General features: G+C 49.0%; 22 protein-coding genes and 3 tRNA genes. 6 read left to right on the top strand and 19 right to left on the bottom strand.

Annotated features, from left to right (window positions below; genetic code table 11):
• Positions 1 to 89 precede the first annotated feature (89 nt).
• On the top strand, positions 90 to 1406 hold the full coding sequence (locus A1sIIB76_RS03500; RefSeq protein ID WP_095697044.1) for a DUF349 domain-containing protein: 1317 nt from the start codon (positions 90 to 92) through the stop codon (positions 1404 to 1406).
• Positions 1407 to 1416: 10 nt separating this feature from the next.
• On the opposite strand, the gene A1sIIB76_RS03505 is transcribed toward A1sIIB76_RS03500, so the two are convergent.
• From A1sIIB76_RS03505 to pgsA, 14 genes are read right to left on the bottom strand one after another with little or no spacing between them, the layout of a single operon-like run.
• Positions 1417 to 3576: a RelA/SpoT family protein gene (locus tag A1sIIB76_RS03505; RefSeq protein WP_095684741.1), complete on the bottom strand. Its 2160-nt coding sequence runs from the start codon at positions 3574 to 3576 to the stop codon at positions 1417 to 1419.
• An 11-nt stretch (positions 3577 to 3587) separates the two neighbouring features.
• The gene (secF, locus tag A1sIIB76_RS03510) at positions 3588 to 4637 is read right to left on the bottom strand and encodes a protein translocase subunit SecF (protein ID WP_095684742.1); all 1050 of its coding nucleotides are present in this window, start codon (positions 4635 to 4637) and stop codon (positions 3588 to 3590) included.
• Between the two features lie 4 nt (positions 4638 to 4641).
• Positions 4642 to 6174 (bottom strand): protein translocase subunit SecD, encoded by a 1533-nt coding sequence (gene secD / locus A1sIIB76_RS03515; protein WP_095684743.1) that lies wholly within the window; start codon positions 6172 to 6174, stop codon positions 4642 to 4644.
• Positions 6175 to 6185: 11 nt separating this feature from the next.
• Positions 6186 to 7244 (bottom strand): Holliday junction branch migration DNA helicase RuvB, encoded by a 1059-nt coding sequence (gene ruvB, locus A1sIIB76_RS03520; RefSeq protein ID WP_095684744.1) that lies wholly within the window; start codon positions 7242 to 7244, stop codon positions 6186 to 6188.
• Entirely contained in the window at positions 7245 to 7853 is a 609-nt protein-coding gene (gene ruvA, locus A1sIIB76_RS03525; protein WP_095674852.1) for a Holliday junction branch migration protein RuvA, read from the bottom strand. It lies immediately after the preceding gene.
• Positions 7850 to 8404: a crossover junction endodeoxyribonuclease RuvC gene (gene ruvC / locus A1sIIB76_RS03530; RefSeq protein ID WP_095684745.1), complete on the bottom strand. Its 555-nt coding sequence runs from the start codon at positions 8402 to 8404 to the stop codon at positions 7850 to 7852. The genes ruvA and ruvC overlap by 4 nt, the downstream gene beginning before the upstream one ends.
• Before the next feature lie 32 nt (positions 8405 to 8436).
• Positions 8437 to 9189, bottom strand: a complete 753-nt coding sequence (locus A1sIIB76_RS03535) for a YebC/PmpR family DNA-binding transcriptional regulator (protein WP_095684746.1) — start codon at positions 9187 to 9189, stop codon at positions 8437 to 8439.
• A gap of 58 nt (positions 9190 to 9247) precedes the next feature.
• On the bottom strand, positions 9248 to 9820 hold the full coding sequence (gene pdxT / locus A1sIIB76_RS03540; protein ID WP_095684747.1) for a pyridoxal 5'-phosphate synthase glutaminase subunit PdxT: 573 nt from the start codon (positions 9818 to 9820) through the stop codon (positions 9248 to 9250).
• Positions 9821 to 9833: 13 nt separating this feature from the next.
• Positions 9834 to 10721 carry a pyridoxal 5'-phosphate synthase lyase subunit PdxS gene (pdxS, locus tag A1sIIB76_RS03545; protein WP_095684748.1) on the bottom strand — a complete coding sequence of 296 codons (888 nt, stop codon included), beginning with the start codon at positions 10719 to 10721 and terminating at the stop codon, positions 9834 to 9836.
• Between the two features lie 44 nt (positions 10722 to 10765).
• The gene (locus A1sIIB76_RS03550; protein WP_095684749.1) at positions 10766 to 11800 is read right to left on the bottom strand and encodes a DUF3048 domain-containing protein; all 1035 of its coding nucleotides are present in this window, start codon (positions 11798 to 11800) and stop codon (positions 10766 to 10768) included.
• Entirely contained in the window at positions 11790 to 12293 is a 504-nt protein-coding gene (locus A1sIIB76_RS03555; RefSeq protein ID WP_095684750.1) for a LemA family protein, read from the bottom strand. Before A1sIIB76_RS03555 ends, A1sIIB76_RS03550 begins: the two co-directional genes overlap by 11 nt.
• Positions 12286 to 13464: a glycosyltransferase family 4 protein gene (locus tag A1sIIB76_RS03560; protein ID WP_190279053.1), complete on the bottom strand. Its 1179-nt coding sequence runs from the start codon at positions 13462 to 13464 to the stop codon at positions 12286 to 12288. Before A1sIIB76_RS03560 ends, A1sIIB76_RS03555 begins: the two co-directional genes overlap by 8 nt.
• Positions 13464 to 14348 (bottom strand): phosphatidylinositol mannoside acyltransferase, encoded by an 885-nt coding sequence (locus tag A1sIIB76_RS03565; RefSeq protein ID WP_095684751.1) that lies wholly within the window; start codon positions 14346 to 14348, stop codon positions 13464 to 13466. The genes A1sIIB76_RS03560 and A1sIIB76_RS03565 overlap by 1 nt, the downstream gene beginning before the upstream one ends.
• Entirely contained in the window at positions 14345 to 14947 is a 603-nt protein-coding gene (gene pgsA / locus A1sIIB76_RS03570; RefSeq protein ID WP_095685207.1) for a phosphatidylinositol phosphate synthase, read from the bottom strand. The genes A1sIIB76_RS03565 and pgsA overlap by 4 nt, the downstream gene beginning before the upstream one ends.
• Positions 14948 to 14971: 24 nt before the next feature.
• Between pgsA and A1sIIB76_RS03575 the strand changes: the two genes are divergently transcribed.
• A complete protein-coding gene (locus tag A1sIIB76_RS03575; RefSeq protein ID WP_095684752.1) occupies positions 14972 to 15568 on the top strand; it encodes a P-loop NTPase family protein in 597 nt (198 codons plus the stop codon).
• Here A1sIIB76_RS03575 and A1sIIB76_RS03580 read toward each other — a convergent pair.
• The 4 genes from A1sIIB76_RS03580 to A1sIIB76_RS03595 are packed head-to-tail and all read right to left on the bottom strand — an operon-like array spanning position 15551 to position 19809.
• Positions 15551 to 16051 (bottom strand): HIT family protein, encoded by a 501-nt coding sequence (locus A1sIIB76_RS03580; RefSeq protein ID WP_095685208.1) that lies wholly within the window; start codon positions 16049 to 16051, stop codon positions 15551 to 15553. The genes A1sIIB76_RS03575 and A1sIIB76_RS03580 overlap by 18 nt on opposite strands.
• Before the next feature lie 26 nt (positions 16052 to 16077).
• Positions 16078 to 18066: a threonine--tRNA ligase gene (gene thrS / locus A1sIIB76_RS03585; protein ID WP_095684753.1), complete on the bottom strand. Its 1989-nt coding sequence runs from the start codon at positions 18064 to 18066 to the stop codon at positions 16078 to 16080.
• A gap of 5 nt (positions 18067 to 18071) precedes the next feature.
• Positions 18072 to 18794 (bottom strand): aminotransferase class IV, encoded by a 723-nt coding sequence (locus tag A1sIIB76_RS03590; protein ID WP_095684754.1) that lies wholly within the window; start codon positions 18792 to 18794, stop codon positions 18072 to 18074.
• The gene (locus tag A1sIIB76_RS03595; protein WP_223298110.1) at positions 18784 to 19809 is read right to left on the bottom strand and encodes a chorismate-binding protein; all 1026 of its coding nucleotides are present in this window, start codon (positions 19807 to 19809) and stop codon (positions 18784 to 18786) included. The genes A1sIIB76_RS03590 and A1sIIB76_RS03595 overlap by 11 nt, the downstream gene beginning before the upstream one ends.
• 81 nt (positions 19810 to 19890) lie before the next feature.
• Between A1sIIB76_RS03595 and A1sIIB76_RS03600 the strand changes: the two genes are divergently transcribed.
• The 4 genes from A1sIIB76_RS03600 (at position 19891) to A1sIIB76_RS03615 (ending at position 20605) form a co-directional block, all read left to right on the top strand.
• Positions 19891 to 19963 (top strand) — tRNA-Gly (locus tag A1sIIB76_RS03600).
• A gap of 62 nt (positions 19964 to 20025) precedes the next feature.
• Positions 20026 to 20096 (top strand) — tRNA-Cys (locus tag A1sIIB76_RS03605).
• Between the two features lie 37 nt (positions 20097 to 20133).
• Positions 20134 to 20478, top strand: coding sequence for a phosphomannose isomerase type II C-terminal cupin domain (locus A1sIIB76_RS03610; RefSeq protein WP_095674865.1), 345 nt, complete (start codon positions 20134 to 20136; stop codon positions 20476 to 20478).
• Between the two features lie 55 nt (positions 20479 to 20533).
• A tRNA-Val gene (locus tag A1sIIB76_RS03615) sits at positions 20534 to 20605 on the top strand.
• Between the two features lie 323 nt (positions 20606 to 20928).
• Here the strand turns inward: A1sIIB76_RS03615 and A1sIIB76_RS03620 are convergent.
• Positions 20929 to 21486 (bottom strand): hypothetical protein, encoded by a 558-nt coding sequence (locus tag A1sIIB76_RS03620; RefSeq protein ID WP_095684755.1) that lies wholly within the window; start codon positions 21484 to 21486, stop codon positions 20929 to 20931.
• Positions 21487 to 21538: the final 52 nt, after the last annotated feature.

A 21538-nucleotide genomic window follows, 5' to 3' on the forward strand; every position in this document is an offset into this window, starting at 1 on the left:
ACTGTTGTACGGGGGTCAGGGTAGCCTTCTCCTCTTACACAATCGCACTAAACAACGAAGGCAACCGCCGACGCGCTGAGGGGGAAATCATGACCGATATCAATCCAGGAACGCTAGCTCACACACAAGTAGCACCTAGTGCAGCATCTGCACTCATTGGAGATCCTTCTCAATTCGGTCGCGTCGGAGAAGATGGAACGGTATTCGTTCGCACCTCTGAAGGCGAAAAGCCAGTTGGTTCATATCCAGGCAAGAGCGCCGAAGAAGCACTTGCCTACTTTGTAAGAAAATTTGAAGCCCTCGCATCCGAAGTTGCACTCACTGCGGCCCGCATCACAAGTGGCGCGATGGTTCCGCAGGATGCACACGAATCTGTGAAGAAGCTGCGTCAGCAAGTTCGCGAACTCAATGGCGTCGGAGATCTGGATTCCCTTGCCCTATCGGTGGAACAAATTGAACCGCTCATTGAAGGAAACCGCGAGGCATATGAAGCAAAGAAAGCGGCAGAGAGTGCGGTCAAGGCTGCTCGCCGGGAACAGATTTTGGTTGAGAAAGAGAAGATAGTGGCTGAGGCGGAATCACTTGCTCTGTCAGAGAACTGGAAAGTTACTGGAGATCGACTGAAGACTCTGCTCGATGAGTGGAAAGCGGCTCCTCGTCTGGATAAGAAGGCTGATGGAGATTTCTGGAAGCGCTTCTCAGCATCCCGTAATAAGTTTGATAAGCGTCGTCGTACTCACTTTGCTCAGCTTGAGGCGACCTCATCTATAGTTTCCGCAGCAAAGATGGAGATCATCACAGAGGCTGAAAAGCTTGCAACCTCCACCGATTGGGTTGCAACTGCTCGTCGATTTAAGACACTGATGGATTCATGGAAAACAGCTGGTCGCGGAAAGCCGAGCGATGAAGCTAAGTTATGGGCGCGATTTAAAGCGGCTCAGGATCAATTCTTCACTGCCAAGAATGCAGACCTGGAAAAGCGCGAAGTTTCGATGACGGCAAATCTTGCTAAGCGCGAAGAACTCATTGTTCAAATCGAAGCCCTGGTGCCATTTACAGATGCCAAGGCAGCAAAGAACTCCTTCCGCGACTTGATGCGCTCCTGGGAGAAGTTCGGCATTACCCATCGCGATAAGCGAGCCGCTTTCGATGCCCGGGTAGCCAAGGTCGAAGAAGTGATTAAAGAGGCTGAGGCTGAGATTTGGCGTAAGACAGATCCTGCGGCAAAAGCTCGCGCTGCTGAGGTTGTAAAGCAACTCAGTGAATCTATTGAAAATTATCGAAAAGTTGCCGCGAAATCACAGGCTGCCGGTAATGAGAAGAAGGCGAAAGAAGCACTCGAATCGGCCGAAGCTCGTACGGTGTGGCTAGCAGAGGCTGAAAAGCATCTCGCTGAATTTAACTAATTAAGACTAGTTAAGTTCGATAGACGTCATAGACGCCTTCAATATTTCGCACTGCAGCCAACACGGAATCAAGATGCTTGGCATCAGCCATTTCAAAGGTAAAGCGAGAGATGGCAACGCGATCCTTAGATGTACTCACCGCTGCGCTTAGAATATTGACGTGTTGCTCCGAAAGAGTTCTGGTGACATCAGCTAACAGGCGCGCACGATCTAAAGCTTCAACCTGAATATTTACCAGGAATAGGCTTGCCGCACCCAATAACCACTTAACTCCCACTACTCGCTCACCTTGATTCTCACGAAGATCAGTAGCGTTGATGCAATCCTCCCGGTGCACAGAGATGCCAGAGCCCTTGGTAATAAAGCCCATAATTGCATCCCCTGGAACTGGCGTGCAGCAACGAGCGAGCTTTACCAATACGTCATCAACGCCTTCAACCTCCACGGCACTCGATGTCCGCTTGGTAACTTGCATACCAGTCGGAATATTTTCAATAGTTACTTCTGGATGAGAATCTTCACCTGACATCGATGCAGTGAGCTTTTCAACGATTGAAGCAGCCGAAACATGTCCATCACCGACTGCGTTATAGAGCGCATCAATATCGGCATAATGCATATCGTGGGCTAGCTCCAACAACGCGTGACCAGCAAAAATCTTCTGTAGTGGAAGTCCTGCTTTACGCATTTGGCGAGCAATAGATTCACGCCCGGCATCGATAGCTTCTTCCCTACGCTCCTTACTAAACCAAGCTTTGATCTTTGAACGAGCACGCGGACTCTTTACAAAATTGAGCCAATCGCGACTTGGCCCCGCATGTTCACCCTTATTGGTAACAATCTCAATCACATCACCATTGACCAACTCTGATTCAAGCGGAACCAGACGGCCATTAACTTTGGCTCCCGCACAGCGCAAACCCACATCAGTGTGAACTGAAAAGGCGAAGTCAACTGGTGTTGAACCACCCGGAAGTGCAACAACTGAACCCTTGGGCGTGAAGACAAATACTTCTGGACTTCCCAAATCAAAACGTAGCGCTTCCAGAAATTCAGATGGATCCTCAGTCTCCTTCTGCCATTCATGTAGTTGTCGCAGCCACATCATCTCTGGGGTATTAGTCTCTGGCTCACCGCTTTGCTTGTATTTCCAGTGCGCTGCGATACCAAACTCAGCTCGAGAGTGCATCTCATAGGTGCGAATCTGAATTTCGATCGCTTTACCGTTTGGCCCAATAACAGTGGTGTGAAGTGATTGATAGAGATTAAATTTAGGCATCGCTATGTAATCTTTAAACCGACCCGGAACCGGACTCCAGCGAGCGTGAATCGAACCCAATACCGCATAACAATCCTTCACATCATTTACAAGAACTCTAATTCCCACTAAATCATAGATTTCATTAAACTCACGGCCTCTGACAACCATCTTCTGATAAACACTGAAGAAATGCTTATTACGTCCGGTAACCGTTGCTGTGATCAAATCTCGCTGCAAGTCCTTCTCAACAGCGTCAACAACTTCAGATGTAAGTGCATCACGTGATGGCGATCTCTCTGCCACCAGCCTTGAAATCTCTTCAAATTTCTTCGGCTCTAACACGGCGAACGAAAGATCCTCTAGCTCCCACTTGATGGCATTCATTCCGAGTCTGTGGGCTAGTGGAGCATAAATGTCCAGGGTCTCTTGCGCCTTGCGTTGTGCCGATTCGGCTGAGACAAAACCCCAGGTGCGAGCGTTATGAAGGCGATCAGCTAATTTGATCACCAATACGCGAATGTCGCGAGACATCGCAATGACCATCTTACGAACCGTCTCAGCCTCGGCAGTTGGACCGTAGGTCAATTTATCGAGCTTGGTAACGCCATCGACCAAGTTAGCGATTTCATCCCCAAAGTCAGTACGAAGTTGTTGGAGCGAATAAGGAGTATCTTCGACAGTATCGTGCAATAAGGAAGCGACAATGGTTATTTCGTTTAAACCTAATTCGGCCAAAATAAGTGAGACTGCAACTGGATGAGTGATGTAATCCTCGCCAGATTTTCTCAGCTGTCCCTCATGAGCTGTACGAGCAATCTTAAAAGCACGTTCAATCTCTGCGCCATTACTTTGAGGGTGATGCTCCTTAAGCGCACCTATAAGAGGTGCGATTAAGGTTTCTGTATCCATATGCAAAAAGGTTATTTGCGACCTTTGCGCTTAGGTTGATTACGTGGACCGCGCGCAGCTGTTGAATCTGTTGGCTTACTTTCTGTGGGCACCGGTGCTCCGCCTCGCGCTGCAACTCTCTTTGCGAGAGCCTGCATCGCAGGCTCCTTCTCACGAAGGGAAGCTAGGAATGGGGGTGCAATAAATACAGATGAATAGGTTCCTACTGCGAGCCCGATAAAGAGCGCGAGTGAAAGATCTTTCAATGTGCCAGCGCCCAGTAATCCTGCGCCTACGAAAAGAATTGAACCAACAGGTAGGAGTGCGATGATCGATGTGTTCGCAGAGCGCACCAGAGTCTGATTGACAGCTAAGTTTGCAGCCTGTGAATATGTCTGCTTGCTATTGGCTGTGACAGATTTTGTATTCTCTCTTACTTTATCGAAGACCACGACAGTGTCATAGAGCGAATAGCCAAGAATTGTCAGGAATCCGATCACCGTTGCCGGAGTGACATCGAAACCTACGACTGCATAAATACCGACAGTGATAAGCACGTCGTGCACCACTGCGACAATGGCTGCAAGTGCCATCTTGGGTTCAAATGCCATTGCAAGAAAGAGCATGACCGCCAATAAGAATGCGATCAATCCGTAGATAGCCTTCTTGGTAATTTCCTTACCCCACGACGGTCCAACAATTTGAGTGTCGATTGACTCAGCTGGAACATCAAAGGTGAAGGTCAGAACATTCTCGGCAGCTGTTGCCTGTGCCGGAGTGAGCGCACCGGTTTGAATACGAATCTTGTCATCACCGATCTTTTGAACGATCGCCTCGCCCGGAATATCAAATTTTGAAGCCGCTTCTCGACCTTGTTCAAGTGTGATTCCAGGCTTCGTCACTGTGTAGGAAGCTCCACCTTTGAACTCAAGACCCAAATGCAAACCTTGAATCGTAAGCGCAGCTATCGAAGCAAGTAAGAAGAGCGCTGAAATCGAGTACCAACGCTTGCGATTTCCAACGATGTTAAATGAAGTCTCACCAGAGTAGAGACGCCCACCAAGACCTGAAATTTTAGCCATTGTCTTATGCCTCCACAGTAGTAGTTGAAGTATTTGCTCTCGCACCCTTTAGCCCGACGCTCTTAGGCGAGAATCCCGAGAGTGGATGACCGGAGGCAAAGAAATTGATACGCGCAATGAGTGTGACCAGCGGCTTGGTGAAGATGAAGACCACTATCAAGTCAACGAGTGTGGTGAGCCCCAATGTAAATGCGAAACCACGCACACCACCGACAGCAAAGAAATAGAGCAGTACTGCAGCGAGAATCGAAACCATGTCAGCCACGATGATTGTGTGACGTGCTCGCAGCCAACCCATATCGACTGCAGATCTCAGAGATCTTCCTTCTCTCGCTTCATCTCGAACACGTTCGAAGAAGACAATAAATGAGTCAGCAGTAATTCCGATTGCAACAATGGCGCCAGCGATACCTGCCAGAGTTAATGTGAATCCGATTGCCTCACCCAGAACCAAGAAGAGTAAATAGACAAGCGCTGATGCAACAGCGAGTGAGCCAACAGTTACTAACCCAAGTGCCCGGTAATACAGAACTGAGAATATGACCACAAGAATCAAACCCAGTGCTCCAGCTAACAGACCAGCATCTAACTGATCAGAGCCGAGCGTTGGAGAAACTTGCTGAACTTCACCACGATCGAATGCCAGCGGTAGCGCACCATACTTAAGGACGTTGGCGAGATCTTCTGCCTCTGTTTGCGTAAATGATCCGGTGATCTGCGCGTTACCTGAAGGAATCGCTTCATTGATCGATGGCGCTGAAACAACCAAACCATCTAGAACGATTGCCACCTGATTTAAAGGTGAGGCAAGTGATGTAACACGACCTGTGAGAGCACCAAATGCTGAAGTTCCTTCGCCATTAAAGGAAAGTGCTACAAACCAACCAGCTGAGCCTTGCTGATCGATGCCTGCTGATGCCTTAGAAACCTGCTGTCCTAGCACTTCAGCCGGAGCAAGAATGTATTTACTTGTCCCAGTTCGTGAACACGCAACAATTGTTTCCGCAGGGGAATCTGCACCAGTTCCCTGTTGATTCTCTAACTTGGAACAATCAAGTGCGGCAAACTTTGCATTTAGTTCCGGTGTGACTCCTGCTGTGGGAGTGGCAGTGTCCAATCCACTTCCCGCTAAGCCGGATGATTCTGCAAGAACTTGCCTAAAACGAAGTTCTGCAGTTTGTCCAACCAAATCAACAACACGACGACCAGAATCTCCAGGAACGGAGATAACGATCTGGCGGTTAGTTCCGCTTCCCTGTGCTGTTACTTCAGACTCTGCGACACCAAGTGAGTTCACACGTTGGCGGATAATCGTGACTGCCTGATCAATTGCCGCCGATGTAATTTTATTTGAATCATTCGAAGCGCGAGGTTGCAGCGTGACACTAGTGCCACCGCGCAGATCAAGGCCAAGCTTGACCGAGGATGCACCCTGAAGCAGGGCCGTTCCTACGAGTCCGAGCAGAATGACTGCCAGCAGCGCTAAAGCTCGAGCGGGCCGACCTGAGGTCTTCACAGTTTTAGTAGGTGTGGACATAAGAGGAGAGTCTAGGCGTCAGGCGCTGGTGTGTCGAAAAGAGAAATCGTCCCAGCCGGAGGTGTTCGCCCCACATGCTCCCAACCAAGGGCGGTAGCTATGCGACCTCGTGGGGTCCGCGCCATAAAGCCATTTCTGACTAAGAATGGTTCAGCAACAGATTCCACTGTCTCAGTCTCTTCCCCCACAGCAATCGCAAGTGTGGAAAGTCCAACCGGGCCACCAGCAAATCTTTCAATGAGTGCAAGGAGAACAGATCGATCTAATCGATCGAGCCCCTTCTCATCAACTTCATACATTTGCAGCGCGGCAGTTGCATCTGAGTGAATGATTCTTTCAGAACCACGCACCTGGGCATAATCACGCACTCTTCGCAGCAATCTATTTGCGATTCTCGGCGTGCCTCTGGATCTTCCTGCAATCTCTGAAACTGCCTTTACATCTATTTCAAGGCCGAGCAGCGATGCACTTCGCGAAATAACTTGGGCCAACTCAGATTCTTCATAGAAATCTAGGTGCGCCGTAAAGCCGAAACGATCGCGCAATGGAGATGTCAACAAGCCTGCTCGAGTAGTAGCACCTACGAGTGTGAAGTGAGGAAGCTGCAACGGAATAGCGGTGGCCCCTGGTCCTTTACCAACAACGATATCAACTCGGAAATCTTCCATCGCAAGATAGAGCAACTCTTCAGCCGGACGCGGAAGACGATGAATCTCATCAAGGAAAAGAATTTCTCCTTCAACCAAAGAGGAAAGAATTGCCGCTAAATCCCCCGCATGGGTAATTGCTGGACCAGAGGTTATTCGAATCGGGGTCTGCATCTCACTCGCCAGAATCATCGCCAGCGTTGTCTTACCAAGTCCGGGCGGACCCGAAAGAAGAATGTGGTCTGCCGCCGATCCTCGCTTGCGAGCAGCACTGAGCAATACATCGATTTGTTCGCGCACTCGATGTTGCCCAATAAAATCCTTGAGCGTCTTCGGACGTAGTGCGTGTTCGATTCCCGAGTCATCATTTGTGAGATCTGGGTTCACAATCCGCTCACCGCTATTACCTGGTTCGATAGTCACTTAGGACCGTCGCCCTTGTGCCAAAGTAGCTTTGAGCAACTCAGATAAATCAAGGGAAGAAGCATCGACACCGGATTCGGCATATGTTGCTAAGACTTCATTAATTGCCGAGTCCGAATCTTTGGCACTAAATCCAAGTGAGACCAGAGCTGAGGTCAGTTGCTCGCGCCAAATAGGTTGATGGCTCTGCACGCGCTCGGCTCCGCCCAAATCAGAAATCTTTCCTTTGAGTTCCAGAATAAGTCTTTGTGCGCCTTTGCGCCCGATTCCCGGAACCTTCTCTATCGCCTTGATATCTTCCTGCGCAATGGCTCGAGACAGAGAATCAGGGCTATGGGATCCCATGATTGCTAACGCAACCTTCGGTCCGATTCCAGAGACTGTCTGCACGAGTTCAAAGGTATTTCTGCTTTCCTCATCTAGAAAACCAAAGAGAGTAAGTGAATCTTCCCGAACAACTAGTGAAGTAAATAATTGAGTTGCCGCACCAAGATGAAGCTGGGCGCTAGTCGGCCCAGTGATGGAGACAGCTAGCCCAACACCTCCAACTTCAATCACAGCCCGATCTGAATTAATTGACCGAACGATTCCGTTTACTAGTGAAATCATTTCTTCACCAACTTAGCGAGCCGGGATTTCTCAATCGCTACCGCTTCTGCAATTTTGGTATTTGCCCCACCTCGCCAAATATGACAGATCGCGAGGGCTAAGGCGTCGGTGCTATCGACCGGCTTCGGGATTGACTCTAAATTAAGTAAGCGCTTAACCATCTCGGCGACCTGCGCTTTATTTGCTCGCCCAGATCCGGTAACGGCAGCTTTTACTTCAGAGGGTGTATGCATCATCACTGGGATGTTTCTGCGCGCTGCAACTAAGAGCGCGATTCCGGCAGCTTGCGCGGTTCCCATCACGGTACGAACATTGTGTTGCGAAAAGACTCGCTCCACAGCAATCACGGTGGGTTTATGAAGAGCTATCCACTCCTCCAATTCACTTTCTAACTGAAGTAAGCGCAGCTCGAGGGCGGCATCTGGAGGTGTAAGAATCACGCCGACACCAATTAATGTAAGTGGTGAACCAATTGCGCCTTCGACAACGCCCACGCCACAACGAGTCAGCCCAGGGTCCACCCCAAGTACTCGTTTATATATCTGGCTCATAACTTCTAAGCCTAGGTCAGCCCTACGACGACTTAAGAAAGGCTCGCCAGGACTTCATCTGAGACATCGAAATTGGAGTAGACATTCTGCACATCATCTAACTCCTCAATCGCATCAATAAGTTCAAAGACCTTGGTAGCTCCTTCGGCATCGAGTGGAATCTGCATCGATGGCAGGAAGGAAGAATCTGCTGATTCATAATCAATTCCGGCACTTTGCAGCGCAGTTCTAGCTGCAACGAGATCACTGGCTTCACAGACAACTTCAAATGATTCACCTAAATCATTCACATCTTCAACCCCAGCCTCAAGTGCTGCTTCCAGAATTGAATCCTCGGTGACCCCACCAGCCTTATTCACGATAATGACGCCTTTGCGATTAAAAAGATATGCCACAGATCCCGGATCTGCCATGCTGCCACCATTTCGTGTGACCGCAACACGTACCTCAGACGCTGCTCGATTACGGTTATCAGATAGACACTCGATCATGAGCGCAACACCATTAGGCCCATAGCCCTCATACATAATTGTTTGCCAATCAGCGCCACCAGATTCAAGGCCGGCTCCGCGCTTGACCGCTCTTTCAATATTATCTGCCGGCATTGAGTTCTTCTTCGCCTTAGCAATGGCATCAAACAGGGTTGGGTTGCCTTCAACTTCCGGACCACCATTGCGAGATGCGACTTCAATAGCCTTAATTAACTTGGCAAAATTCTTCGCCCGACGGCTATCAATGATCGCCTTCTTATGCTTGGTCGTCGCCCATTTGGAATGGCCTGACATTGTCAACACCTCAATCGTTTATCAAGAGGCGATTACCTACGCCTCTAAGAGCTCAACTTTATCGCGCTTTACACATCTCATCAAAGAAGTAACGATGTATTTCCAGGTTACTCGTTAATTCTGGGTGGAAACTTGTCGCAAGAACTTTGCCTTCGCGCACCGCAACCGCGTGCCCAGCAGCTTCCGCTAGAACCTGAACCCCAGGACCAGACTGCTCAACCCACGGAGCTCTAATAAAGACTGCATTCATCGCCTTGCCATTAAATGTGAGCTCTGATTCAAAGGAATCAACCTGCCTGCCAAAAGCATTTCGGCGCACCGTAATATCTAGACCGCCAAATGTCTCTTGACCTTTAGCGCCATCCAGGATGCGCTCGGCTAAGAGAATCATTCCAGCACATGATCCATACACTGGAAGTCCATCACCAATGTGCTTTCGGATGGGATTAAATAGCTCGAATGTCTTAGCCAGATGAACAATGGTGGTGGATTCTCCCCCGGGCAAAATCAGCGCGTCAACGCTTTCTAATTCAGCTAAACGCCTTACTTCTATAGCTTCATGACCACATTGGGTTGTGGCAAGAATGTGCTCGCGGAAATCTCCTTGTAGAGCTAGCACGCCAACTTTCATAAACTTGCGTTAACTACCAACCACGATCTGCTAAACGATGTGGCACCGGAATATCTGCAACATTGATTCCAACCATTGCCTCGCCCAGACCGCGGGAAACTTCGGCCAAAACCTTTGCATCCTGATAGAACGTCGTTGCCTTCACGCAGGCTGCTGCGCGTTGTGCCGGATTTCCTGATTTGAAAATTCCAGATCCTACGAAGACTCCATCGGCACCCATCTGCATCATGAGCGCAGCATCTGCCGGTGTTGCAATTCCACCAGCAGTAAAGAGCACAACCGGCAGTTTTCCAGTCTCAGCAACTTCCTTGACTAACGCATATGGTGCTTGCAACTCTTTAGCTGCAACATAGAGTTCATCTTCGCGCAGCGAAGAGAGGCGTCTAATCTCTGCACCAATTGTGCGCATATGCATCATGGCATTAGAGACATCGCCGGTTCCAGCTTCACCCTTGGAACGGATCATGGCGGCACCTTCGTTGATACGACGGAGGGCTTCTCCTAAATTCGTTGCTCCACACACAAAAGGAATTTTGAAATTCCACTTATCAATATGGTTGGTGTAGTCAGCCGGGGTGAGAACTTCAGATTCATCGATGTAATCAACACCGAGACTTTCAATAATTTGAGCTTCCACGAAATGTCCGATGCGAACCTTCGCCATGACTGGAATCGAGACCGCTGCCTGAATCGCTTCAATCATGTCTGGATCTGACATGCGAGCTACGCCACCTTGGGCGCGAATATCTGCTGGTACGCGTTCTAACGCCATCACTGCACATGCACCAGCATCTTCGGCAATTCTGGCTTGCTCAACATTGACGACATCCATGATGACGCCACCCTTAAGCATTTCAGCCATTCCGCGCTTGACGCGTGCTGTGCCAGTTGTTTCAGACATTTATCAAAGCTCCTAGTTCAGTGCAGTATGTGCAGGAGAAGAGTCTACTTTGGAGTTACCGATGCTGCATCCGCGTTTGTGAGAGTGAAAACAGGTTCCCTATCTGTCAGGGCCACCCATATCTGCCCCTTTTCAAAGGTGATCTCTTCCCCACTCATGCTGAGCCAGCGAGTTCCCTCTTCGGCAGTGGGTCTGCTCCAGGTGGCTTTAATGGATTTACCGTTTCGCAGGATGTAACCGCTGCCACTCCCGACAGTCGTTGAAAGTGGAGTCACTTCACCATTTTTGTCCTTATAGATTGAATCCGTAATTGAAACTAGTTGAATGACAAATGTAGAAGCACCAAGCCGAGTCCCCGATTCTGTGATGTTCGGCTCCTTTCGAAAATCTAAAAGCCAACGATTCTCTTTCTTAGACCATTGCACATCATAGGAACTAGCTGGCCAAGAAATCTGTGCAGTTGTAATTGCTACTCCTTCATCTGATACTTTTCCAAAATTCCAGCCCATGTTCTTTGATTGCGCAAAATCCAAGCCTATGCTCTTTGCCAGTTCCAGCAATAGGTCTGCTCGTAGCACCATCGCATATGGCTGGGTGCGATTCGGATCTGTTGTGAAAATTGTCGGCGAGTTTCGTTGTGCCCCTAGGTCATGAAGATTTGCCGCCGCGATAATCGGAAGCATTTTGCTTTGCGCTCCACTATAAGCAAATCCCACCCGACCAAACTGAGCAAGCAGTTCAACATCTGAAATGCGCGCCGAGCGAACTGGTCCAATCCGTGTGGGAATCTTTGAAGAGAAGACCGCGGCAAGGCGGGTAGAGCCACCTTCAACTTGTTCGATGTAAACCAAGTCCGCATCCTCTAACCCAATCTGTGGATGAGCCATCGATGTGTCATCAATCTTCACAACAAGTATCGGACCATCAGCACCCACACGTCCACTAATTGAATTCTCGGCCGGAGCTTCGGAAAAAGGGCTTTTTACCTTAAAGAGTGAGTCAGGTGAAATGACGGAGGTGAGCACAACCGCGCACGATGCGATGACAAAAACAACCGCAACTAAACGCTTAAAAAACATCGCCTTCAAATTCATAAGTAACCGGCTCTGGCGCCGAACCTGCTAAACGAAAGAGTCGGATAAAGAGCTTCTTTCGCACCATCTGTGTTCTCGTCACAGATTCAACGTGCATGGCGATAGCAACTTTGATTTTCGCTGTCAGGTCTTTTAGTTCAAGTAAGAGCTCTTGTTCCAAAGGATTTTGAGTATCGGCAGAATTCTCAATCAGAATTCCTAGTGCGCCAGTCAGGCCAGTCTCTGCCTGAGAGCGATCTCGGACCGTTGCCTCGCGTGCTTGGTGTGCGGCAAATGTCAGAAGAAGCGATGCTGCTGGATCAGAGATTTCAGAGCGAGCAATTTCAATGGCAACCGCAGCTCGGCGTTGCAGCAGTCCATCAAGGTTGGCCCAACTGGTCTCAACCCGGTGATGTAAGCGATTAAGTCTTGTTGCCAGAAATGATAAGTACCAAGCGAAAATAGAGAGAAAGAAGAAGGCCAGGAGAAAGTTATTCATTGCTGCGACCTAGCAATCTATTCCAGGCACGATTATCGGAAGCAAGCGTTACTCCCCTTCCACCCACCATCGCCATTTCATACACATCGTAAATTCTCTCAGCAACAACGTCCCAGTCAAAACACTGGGCGTAGTCATGCCCTCTCTTTGCTATCGCACTTCGATGCGCCGGATCTTGCAGTAAAGCAATCGCCTTATCGGCCAAGTCGTGTGCATTTTCGGATTCAAAGAGAGTTCCATATTCTCCGCCGCCCAGCAGGGAATCAAATGCCGGGATATCACTTGCTAGAACAGCGGCTCCAGCAGCAAGTGCTTCGGCCAAGATGATTCCAAAGGATTCTCCCCCAGTATTGGGTGCAACGTAGATTCCAACAGATGCCATGAAGTTCGCTTTATCCGATTCGGTAATAGTTCCAAGGAAGGTGAATCTATTTCGCAGATGAGGTTCCAGTTTTTCCAGGAAACTCTCTGGATCTCCTGGTCCTGCAATCAGAATTCGAATATCTGGAATTTGAGTCAAAATCTGTGGCAACGCCTCAATCAGAACCGAGAGGCCCTTTCGATACTCTTCAAAGCGTCCAATAAATCCGATGGTATCTCCCGACCAACGCGGATCCACTGTTGCATCTGCAAACCGAGCGGCATAGATGCCATTGGGAACAACCATGGCATCGGTATCAAGATGTATCCGTAACGTTTCACGCGCAGCCTCACTCACCGCAATACGTGCATTGAGTTTTTCAATTACCGGCTCCACAAAAGGCGTAATTGCAAAGGCAATCTTCTTTCGAGCAGAAGCGGCATGAAATGTTCCCACCATCGGTCCTTCTGCCGCCCAACAAGCAAGAAGTGAAATCGATGGAATCGCAGGCTCATGAAGGTGTAAGACATCGAAGTTTCCATCTGCAATCCAGCTCTTGACTCGACCAAATGCAACGGGACCAAAGAGCAGACGTGCCACTGCTCCGTTATAGGCAATCGAAATGGGGCGCCCGGCACTTGTGACATAGCTAGGCAGATTCTCATCACTTGATGATGGTGCTAATACTGAAACAGTGTGGCCTTGTGCGATGAGATATTCGGCTAGGTCACCGATATGACTCTTGACTCCCCCGGGTGTATCCCACCCATAGGGACAGACAATGCCAATGCGCTTCTTACTCAAGGGCATTAGCTGTTCTCCTTAAAATCTCCATCAGTCCAGATCCGTTGCAGCATATGCCAATCTTGCGGGTGCGCAGCAATTCCTTTTTCAAAGAGGCTCGCCATCCGTTGGGTCATCTGCGCCACACGTTCAGACTCACTTCCATCTTCGGACACATCTACCGATGTAAATTCAATATGGATTCCGTTTTGCATATATGAAACGTGCGCAACCACAAGCGGTATTCCCGTCTTGATCGCAAGTAGCGCCGGACCTGCCGGCATCCGTGCCGGAAAGCCAAAGAAGTTCACGTCGATACCTGAAGCCGAGAGATCTCGATCTGCCACAAGTGCGATCAAGCGTTTCTCAAGGGCGCGTTTGATTAGGGTTGCAAAAGAACGCGAATCGATGGCGAGCACTTCAAAACCCATAGCTTGGCGATAGCGCAGGAACCTTTGAAAGAGCGCCTCTGGTTTTAGTCTTTCGGCAACAGTGACGAGCGGAATTCCAAGAGAGCAGAAATAAGCACCAGCATGATCCCAATTACCCGAATGAGGAAGCACGATGACCACTCCTCGGCCCTCGCGCATGGGATCAAGGAGTAACTCACCTCGTGTGAGTGTGACCGACTCTTGTATTTGGGACGCTGACCAATCTTGAATTCGGAATGTGTCACACCAATAGCGAAGGTAGGAACTCATCGCTTGCCGTAGCAGCGCATCCATATCTGCTTCACTCAAGCCTGGTTTGATGCGACTTAAATTACTGCGAAGTCGCGCCACACCTTTTCCATCCCTTTTCACAAGATAGTTCGCGAGTTTTTCAAATAAGCCGTAAGCCCACTTATGAGGAAGAACTCGAACGATTCTCCATCCAGCAAAATATGCCAGCGCTGCCAACTTATCTATCACGAATCTGCAAGACCTTTACGGACCACCTGTAGGCGTTGAAATACCGTTACCAATCCCAATACCGCCAAGGTCCAGATTCCGATTGCCAGAATGTATGGAACACCTAACCCATGAAAACCAGCAGCGACCAGAATAATGACGAGTCGTTCGGTGCGCTCTGTGATTCCAACGCTGCAGGCAATATTGAAACTCTCTGCTTTCGCGCGAATGTAAGGGATGAGAACTCCAGTTACCAAGGCAACAACTGCCGGATACGCCAGCAAATCTTCTTCACGAATCAGTGGCAGTGCAAGACTGATCACTATTGCGCTATCGGTCACACGATCAATTGTTGAATCTAGGAACCCACCCCAAGATGTTGCACCTTCATCTGAAATTCGAGCCATCGCGCCATCAAAGAGATCACTTAAGGCGAAGACTGTAATCACGAGCGTTCCAACAAAATATTCTTCTTTGCTGTAGAAATATGCAGCCGAAATGATGAGACCTAGCGCACCTAAAATTGTTACTGAATTCGGTGTTAGGCCAACACGCAGGACGGCTCTGGCCAACGGATTGATTAATCTGGTGACCGCAGGTTTCAGTGCACTACTTATCATCAGGACCATCGTAGGCTTTCCCTCATGCCTTCACCTAGTTCCCAAGCGGCCCGACGAATCCACGTATACGGCCACGTGTCGGGGGCACCGCAGGCAATCGCCTCCGAATTTGGCGGCACCGTTTCTTCGGCGGCAGAGCACGAATCTGACCTTGCCATATTCGTTATTAACCCAGCAGCCGGTATCGACGCCCCAACTATTGCACTGTGGGCAGCCCTAGATGAGATACAGATTCCACGACTTGTTCTCGTCAACGGGCTAGATGGGCAGGAGTTAGATTTTGAAGATGCCGTCATGGTAGCTAACCGTGTCTTTGATCAACTGGTTACTCCTTACCTAGTTCTTCACCACGATGATGGATCACCGGCGGCACTCATTCGCCTGCATGATTTAAGCATCATCGATTACTCAACTACACCAGCATCAGTGCGCGCTTGTGATCCCGAACATGAGGAGTTGGTCAAAGAATTTAGAGAAGAGTTCTTAGAACAGATGCAAGAGATGGATGATGGCGCATTCGCTGCTGGCATCTTATTTCCGGCCATTCCAATCAATCTCACCAACGGAATCGGCCTTGATATTGTGCACGACTACATTAAGTCATTACCAAGCAGCAGCTAGCTCATCTCGCGTAATAGTAAGTAGTTGCGGCATTACTTTCGTCTTTCCAATAATTGGCATGAAGTTAGCATCCCCTGACCAGCGAGGAACTATATGTTGATGGATATGCGCCGCCACACCAGCTCCTGAAATCGCACCCTGATTCATTCCTAAGTTAAATCCATCAGCTTTTGAGACCTTGCGCAAGGTATTCATGGCGTGCGCACTAATATCTGTAATCTCATGGCGCTCTGCGATGGTGAGTTCAGTGAGATCTGCGACGTGGCGATTGGCACAGACCAAGAGGTGTCCTGGGTTATATGGATAAAGGTTCATCACAACGTATGCACTCACACCGCGATGAACAATCAGACCCTCTTCATCACTTAACGTAGGGATTCTGCAGAACGGGCACTGCACATCATTTCCATCCAGCGGGCGGTTTTCACCACGCAGGTATTCCAGACGATGTGGGGCCCATAAGCGTTGCCAGCCATCAGGCATGCCAGCGCCATCAATATGACTCACTGCTATACCTGACGACGTTCGGCAATCGTGGCCAGAATCTCGGCGATTGCATCGGCAATCGGAACGCCATTTTTCTGATCGCCATTGCGATATCTAAATGAGACTGCATTTGAATTCACATCTTCTTCGCCAGCGATAAGCATGTAAGGAATCTTCTGCATTTGGGCATTACGAACCTTCTTTTGCATGCGATCATCCGAGAGATCAATATCTGCGCGAATTCCGGCAGCCTTCATATCTTTCACAACTTTCACCAAGTGATCATTAAACGCATCCGCAACTGGAATACCCATCACTTGCACCGGTGCCAACCATGGTGGGAAAGCACCGGAATAATGTTCGGTGAGAACTCCGAAGAATCGTTCAATGGAGCCAAAGAGGGCGCGGTGAATCATCACCGGGCGTTGCTTGCTGCCATCGGCTGCGGCAAATTCAAGATCGAATCGCTGTGGCAATTGGAAATCAACTTGAATAGTGGACATCTGCCAGGTGCGACCTATCGCATCCTTTGCTTGAACCGAAATCTTTGGACCATAAAAAGCTGCTCCGCCCTCATCAAGAACTAGCTCAAGTCCCTGCTTCATCGCAGCTTCCCGCAACGCCTCGGTTGCCTCTTTCCAATCGACATCTTCTCCCACTGATTTTTCAGGATTACGAGTTGAGAGTTCGAGATAGAAATCTGCGAGACCGTAATCGCGCAGCAGGTTGAGGACGAAGGTCAGAAGTGAATCAAGCTCACCAGCCATCTGCTCTTTAGTGCAGTAGATATGTGCATCATCTTGGGTAAAGCCGCGGGCGCGAGTGATGCCGTGTAATACACCAGATTTTTCATAACGATAGACAGTTCCGAACTCAAAGAGTCGAAGCGGTAGTTCGCGATAAGAGCGCTGACGAGATTGAAAGATCAAATTGTGGAAGGGGCAGTTCATCGGCTTCATGTAGTACTGCTGACCAGCACGCTTGATAGTTCCATCGGCATGGAGTTCTTCATCCATGATCATCGGTGGATACATGCCTTCGGAATACCAATCGAGGTGGCCAGATTTTTCAAAGAGCGCTGCCTTAGTTAAGTGCGGTGAGTAAACAAACTCATACTCTTCTTCTTCATGGCGCTTACGAGAGTAATCCTCCATCGCCCGGCGAATGATTCCGCCCTTAGGGTGAAAGACTGCCAAACCAGAGCCAATCTCTTCTGGAAATGAGAAGAGATCCAACTCTTGGCCAAGACGGCGATGATCGCGTTTTTCTGCCTCTGCAAGTAACTCAAGATAGGCGTTGAGTTCATCTTGCGAAGGCCAAGCAGTTCCATAAATGCGTTGCAGCATTGGGTTCTTCTCCGAACCTCGCCAGTAGGCAGCTGCGCTGCGCATTAATTTAAAGGCCGGAATATGTTTAGTCGATGGCAGGTGCGGGCCGCGGCAGAGATCAGACCAAACTGGCTGGCCATCGCGTCCTAAGTTGTCATAAATCGTTAACTGCGTTCCGCCTACTTCCACACTTGTCTCATCAGTGCCGCCACCTTTGATGCCAATAAGTTCACACTTATATGGCTCATGTGCGAGTTCTTTCAGGGCATCTGATTCAGTAGTCACTCTGCGCTTAAATCTTTGACCTTCTTTAACAATTTTGCGCATAGCCGTTTCAATCTTTTCCAGGTCATCTGGATTAAATGGGTTCTGCGGATCAAAGTCGTAATAGAAACCATCAGTAATCGGTGGACCAATTCCCAGCTTGGTATCTGCAAAGACTTGCTGCACGGCTTGCGCCATCACATGCGCGGTCGAGTGTCGGAGTACTGCAAGACCCTCTGGTGAAGAAATTGAGACCGATGTGACTACATCGCCATCGCTTAAATCTGTCCAGAGATCTTTGAGGGCGCCATTAATGGTGCAGACAACAATTTCCTTGTTCTCAGCAAATATTTGAGTGGGGCGCTGGTCACTTTCAATCGACCGCGATTGGCCATCGACGGTGACGTTGATCAGTGACATGGGCGTTAGCCTACCGAAACTGGTTGCAAGTGAGCGCGAATGAGGGCCTCGAGTTCACGCGATGATTGACCTATCTCCAATTTCATATCACCAATAAAGGCGATGGGTTGAGCGATACGCAGACTCGACACCAGGAATCCTGATTGAATCTCGGGCACTTCCGAGATATGAATCGGGCGCACACTCACCCCACACTCTTCAATAGCCACTGCTCGCACAATGCCCGGCAATACCCCCGATGTAATGGGCGGTGTAACCCACGCTCCTTCGATGCGAAACACCAGGTTAGAAACCGCTGTCTCAGTAATCTCATTCTTAGCGTTAAAAAGGATGGAGTCATCGAATCCTTCGTCCCGTGCTGATTTAAGAATGGCAAAGCGGTGATCGTATGGAAACTTCTTGTGGATGAAGCCAAGAACTGTTTCGCTATAGAAATTGAGATTACTCGGTGATTGCAGTTCTTCATATTCATCATGGCTTAGGTGAAAGAGATTATCTGCAAAGCACAACCGCAAGCGGCCTGTTTCAAACTTCTTTGCACTTAACACCTCAGAGAGTTTCACCCTAATGCTCTCTTCATCGGGAAGTGTGATCCCAAGCTCGAGAGCCGAATTAATGGCACGCCTCATATGTCGTGCCAGTGCAATAGGTTTACCATCAATTGTTTTGATTGTTTCAAAGATGCCAGGTGTGCGCGGGAAGCCATAGGAGTCAAGTTCAATTGTCATTGAAGCCTCCCCCTGCAATACTCAATAATCGATCTGCTTTCAACCGAGTCTCATCCCATTCGGCACTTGCGTCACTTGACCATGTAATTCCGGCACCAGTTCCAAAATGCAGCACATCCTTATTCGTTCTCCAGAAAGTTCTGATTCCGACTGCAATCTCAGCCTTATCCCCCTGCACCCATCCGATGGCCCCGCAATACGGGCCACGCAATACCTTCTCATGCGTGGCAATAATCCGTAGCGCTGAACTCTTTGGAGCACCACTAATTGACCCAGCGGGAGCTAGCGCCGCAAAGATCTCAGCCCATGTGTTCTTCGCATTCACACTTCCTGTCACATCTGAAACCAAATGACTGAGCCCTGGATGCTTTTCAATGCGAAAGAGTTCACTGACAGTCACACTTCCTGATTCACAAATCTTGCCAAAGTCATTGCGCATTAAATCCACAATCATCAAATTCTCAGCTTTATCTTTATCCCCGAAGGACTCTTGCTCCATCCGGATTGTTCCTTTAATGGGTGAGGTTGTGATCTGCGCTCCTATGCGAGAGATGAGTCTTTCCGGAGATGCGGAAGCGATCTCGACATCAGGTAGGCGCAGGTATTGTGCATAGGGCGCTGGGTTCTTGGCGATTAATTCCGAGAAAAGTCCTGCTAAATATTCAATCGGCTCCGCTAACTGATTGGTAAATTCATAACAGGCGTTGACCTGATAGACACCGCCGGCGGCGATCTCTTCTCTAATCTGATTGACATAAGTGATGTATTGATTACGGTCAACAGATGAGCGCCACGGGGTTGGTAATTGGCTCCATTCTGACTCTGGGAAGTTGGAGTCTTGCACGTGCCCAAAGCGCGCAAAGGTCATTTCTCCCTCGAATGTAACAAGAACGGCCCAGAAGTTTCCATCATTGAGCACTGATGGATCGTTGCTGATTTCTTCTAATTGGGTCGCAAGTCGTCCACCCATCCAGAATTGATTTTCAAGGCCATACACCTGGCTAAGGCTACGCACTTAGCGCGTATAAACAGTGCGAAATAATTGACGCTTTGGCACTTACCCCTGCTCTGCGCTAGATTTGCCCCTGCACAAAATGCGGACGTAGCGCAGCTGGTAGCGCGGAACCTTGCCAAGGTTCAGGTCGCGGGTTCGAACCCCGTCGTCCGCTCGGATTAACCGCCGCTTAGAATTAATTTTCAGGTGGCGGTTTCTCTATAGCGTGAACAGTTTGGTCGGATGGCCGAGAGGCGAGGCAAGGGACTGCAAATCCCTCTACACGGGTTCAAATCCCGTTCCGACCTCAAGTAAGAATAGAAACAGCACTACAACGGAGTAGATATGTCAGATTACGATTCAAGGCGACCTTGGGGTCGCTATGAGATCTTGCAGGACACTCCCACCTATAAGGTGAAATCAATCTGGGTAGAACCAGGCCATCGCCTCTCATTACAACGCCATCAAAAGCGGCAGGAGCATTGGTTCATCGTCTCTGGTGTTGCAGATGTGGTTCTGGGTGAAGAAAGCTTTAAGAAATACCCAGGTGAGACTGTAGATGTGCAGGTTGGCCAGCTCCACCGCATTGGTAACTCAGGCACGGAAGTAATGATCTTCATTGAAGTGCAGACCGGCACCTACTTCGGTGAAGATGATATTGAGCGTATTCAGGATGATTACGCCCGATAAATCACTCGGCTATACTTTCGCAAACAACTAAATACATACCGAAGATGTAAGACCCGGACGATTGGCTCAGCGGTAGAGCACCACATTGACATTGTGGGGGTCACTGGTTCGATCCCAGTATCGTCCACTGTTTTGAGCGTGAAATTCCAAGAGAGAAATTTTCTGTTCTTGGTTTTTCCATTTTTGCTTACTTTTTGCTAATCTCATGACAAGACAATTAGACCAGCCTATTGGCTTGAATGTGGACATGCATGGAACGCGGATTTAACTAAGCCAAATGAAAATTGGATTGGTAAGACAGCGCTCTGCCCAGTTTGTGCGGTAGTGAGCCCGGTAAAGGAAAAGGTTGTTAACTCCCGTTAAAAACGGCTTTCTTGGTCTGCACTATTCACACGCGTAAGCGAAGGTTTACGTTACGGGGCTCACTGGTTTGATTCCAGTCTCGTCTTCCTATCGCGCGTTGTGAACTTCCAGCCAGGTCGAACGAACCTTGTCCATATCTCCTTCGCCCTTAATCAGCTGCAGGAATTCATTGAAGCTTTTACCGCCGTCTTCTAAGTGCACGGTGAGGTGGGTTCGATATTTAAGAAAAAACTCGATATTTGATTGCACAGTTTCTACATAGAAAGCCGCAAGATCTCGCTCCTGATCGGCTCTCCAATCCCCTGGCTTCATCAAAATTCCATGCGCAAAGGCGTTCATAATCGAAGCGCGATAAGAGCTGTTCTGCAGGCGATGATGAAAGCTATCTACTGTTGCATCGAAATCTCGAATGAGATTGACATAGAGAACATCGTCAGGAAATCGCTTAGCAAGCTCTCCTGTAAACCAAATCAGTCGATTATCAGCTTCAATATGGTGTGCTGGATAGTCGAATCGTTTATCACCTAGATGAGCACTCAAAGATTCATGGGCTGCGGAGTAGTTAGTCAGATGCGATGAGGCCTCAATAAAAGTCTTCGAGCCCGATCTTCCCGGACTTAAGACGAAGATATTCTTAAAGCGCATGTTCAATCCTAAAACTAATGGTGTTGGAACTGATGAGGACTCGCCTAAGGAT

This window comes from Candidatus Planktophila versatilis (assembly GCF_002288265.1).
Classification (GTDB): domain Bacteria; phylum Actinomycetota; class Actinomycetes; order Nanopelagicales; family Nanopelagicaceae; genus Planktophila; species Planktophila versatilis.

Excerpts from the sequence above, each read along its gene's own strand:
- A1sIIB76_RS03575 (WP_095684752.1), top strand. The coding sequence starts at position 14,972 with ATGCCTTCACCTAGTTCCCAAGCGGCCCGACGAATCCACGTATACGGC.
- pgsA (WP_095685207.1), bottom strand. The coding sequence starts at position 14,947 with ATGATAAGTAGTGCACTGAAACCTGCGGTCACCAGATTAATCAATCCG.
- secF (WP_095684742.1), bottom strand. The coding sequence starts at position 4,637 with ATGGCTAAAATTTCAGGTCTTGGTGGGCGTCTCTACTCTGGTGAGACT.
- pdxS (WP_095684748.1), bottom strand. The coding sequence starts at position 10,721 with ATGTCTGAAACAACTGGCACAGCACGCGTCAAGCGCGGAATGGCTGAA.
- A1sIIB76_RS03610 (WP_095674865.1), top strand. The coding sequence starts at position 20,134 with ATGTCAGATTACGATTCAAGGCGACCTTGGGGTCGCTATGAGATCTTG.
- A1sIIB76_RS03560 (WP_190279053.1), bottom strand. The coding sequence starts at position 13,464 with ATGCCCTTGAGTAAGAAGCGCATTGGCATTGTCTGTCCCTATGGGTGG.
- A1sIIB76_RS03505 (WP_095684741.1), bottom strand. The coding sequence starts at position 3,576 with ATGGATACAGAAACCTTAATCGCACCTCTTATAGGTGCGCTTAAGGAG.
- A1sIIB76_RS03590 (WP_095684754.1), bottom strand. The coding sequence starts at position 18,794 with ATGACAATTGAACTTGACTCCTATGGCTTCCCGCGCACACCTGGCATC.
- A1sIIB76_RS03535 (WP_095684746.1), bottom strand. The coding sequence starts at position 9,189 with ATGTCAGGCCATTCCAAATGGGCGACGACCAAGCATAAGAAGGCGATC.
- ruvC (WP_095684745.1), bottom strand. The coding sequence starts at position 8,404 with ATGAGCCAGATATATAAACGAGTACTTGGGGTGGACCCTGGGCTGACT.
- A1sIIB76_RS03500 (WP_095697044.1), top strand. The coding sequence starts at position 90 with ATGACCGATATCAATCCAGGAACGCTAGCTCACACACAAGTAGCACCT.
- pdxT (WP_095684747.1), bottom strand. The coding sequence starts at position 9,820 with ATGAAAGTTGGCGTGCTAGCTCTACAAGGAGATTTCCGCGAGCACATT.
- A1sIIB76_RS03580 (WP_095685208.1), bottom strand. The coding sequence starts at position 16,051 with ATGCCTGATGGCTGGCAACGCTTATGGGCCCCACATCGTCTGGAATAC.
- secD (WP_095684743.1), bottom strand. The coding sequence starts at position 6,174 with ATGTCCACACCTACTAAAACTGTGAAGACCTCAGGTCGGCCCGCTCGA.
- A1sIIB76_RS03555 (WP_095684750.1), bottom strand. The coding sequence starts at position 12,293 with ATGAATAACTTTCTCCTGGCCTTCTTCTTTCTCTCTATTTTCGCTTGG.
- A1sIIB76_RS03620 (WP_095684755.1), bottom strand. The coding sequence starts at position 21,486 with ATGCGCTTTAAGAATATCTTCGTCTTAAGTCCGGGAAGATCGGGCTCG.
- thrS (WP_095684753.1), bottom strand. The coding sequence starts at position 18,066 with ATGTCACTGATCAACGTCACCGTCGATGGCCAATCGCGGTCGATTGAA.
- ruvA (WP_095674852.1), bottom strand. The coding sequence starts at position 7,853 with ATGATTTCACTAGTAAACGGAATCGTTCGGTCAATTAATTCAGATCGG.
- A1sIIB76_RS03550 (WP_095684749.1), bottom strand. The coding sequence starts at position 11,800 with ATGTTTTTTAAGCGTTTAGTTGCGGTTGTTTTTGTCATCGCATCGTGC.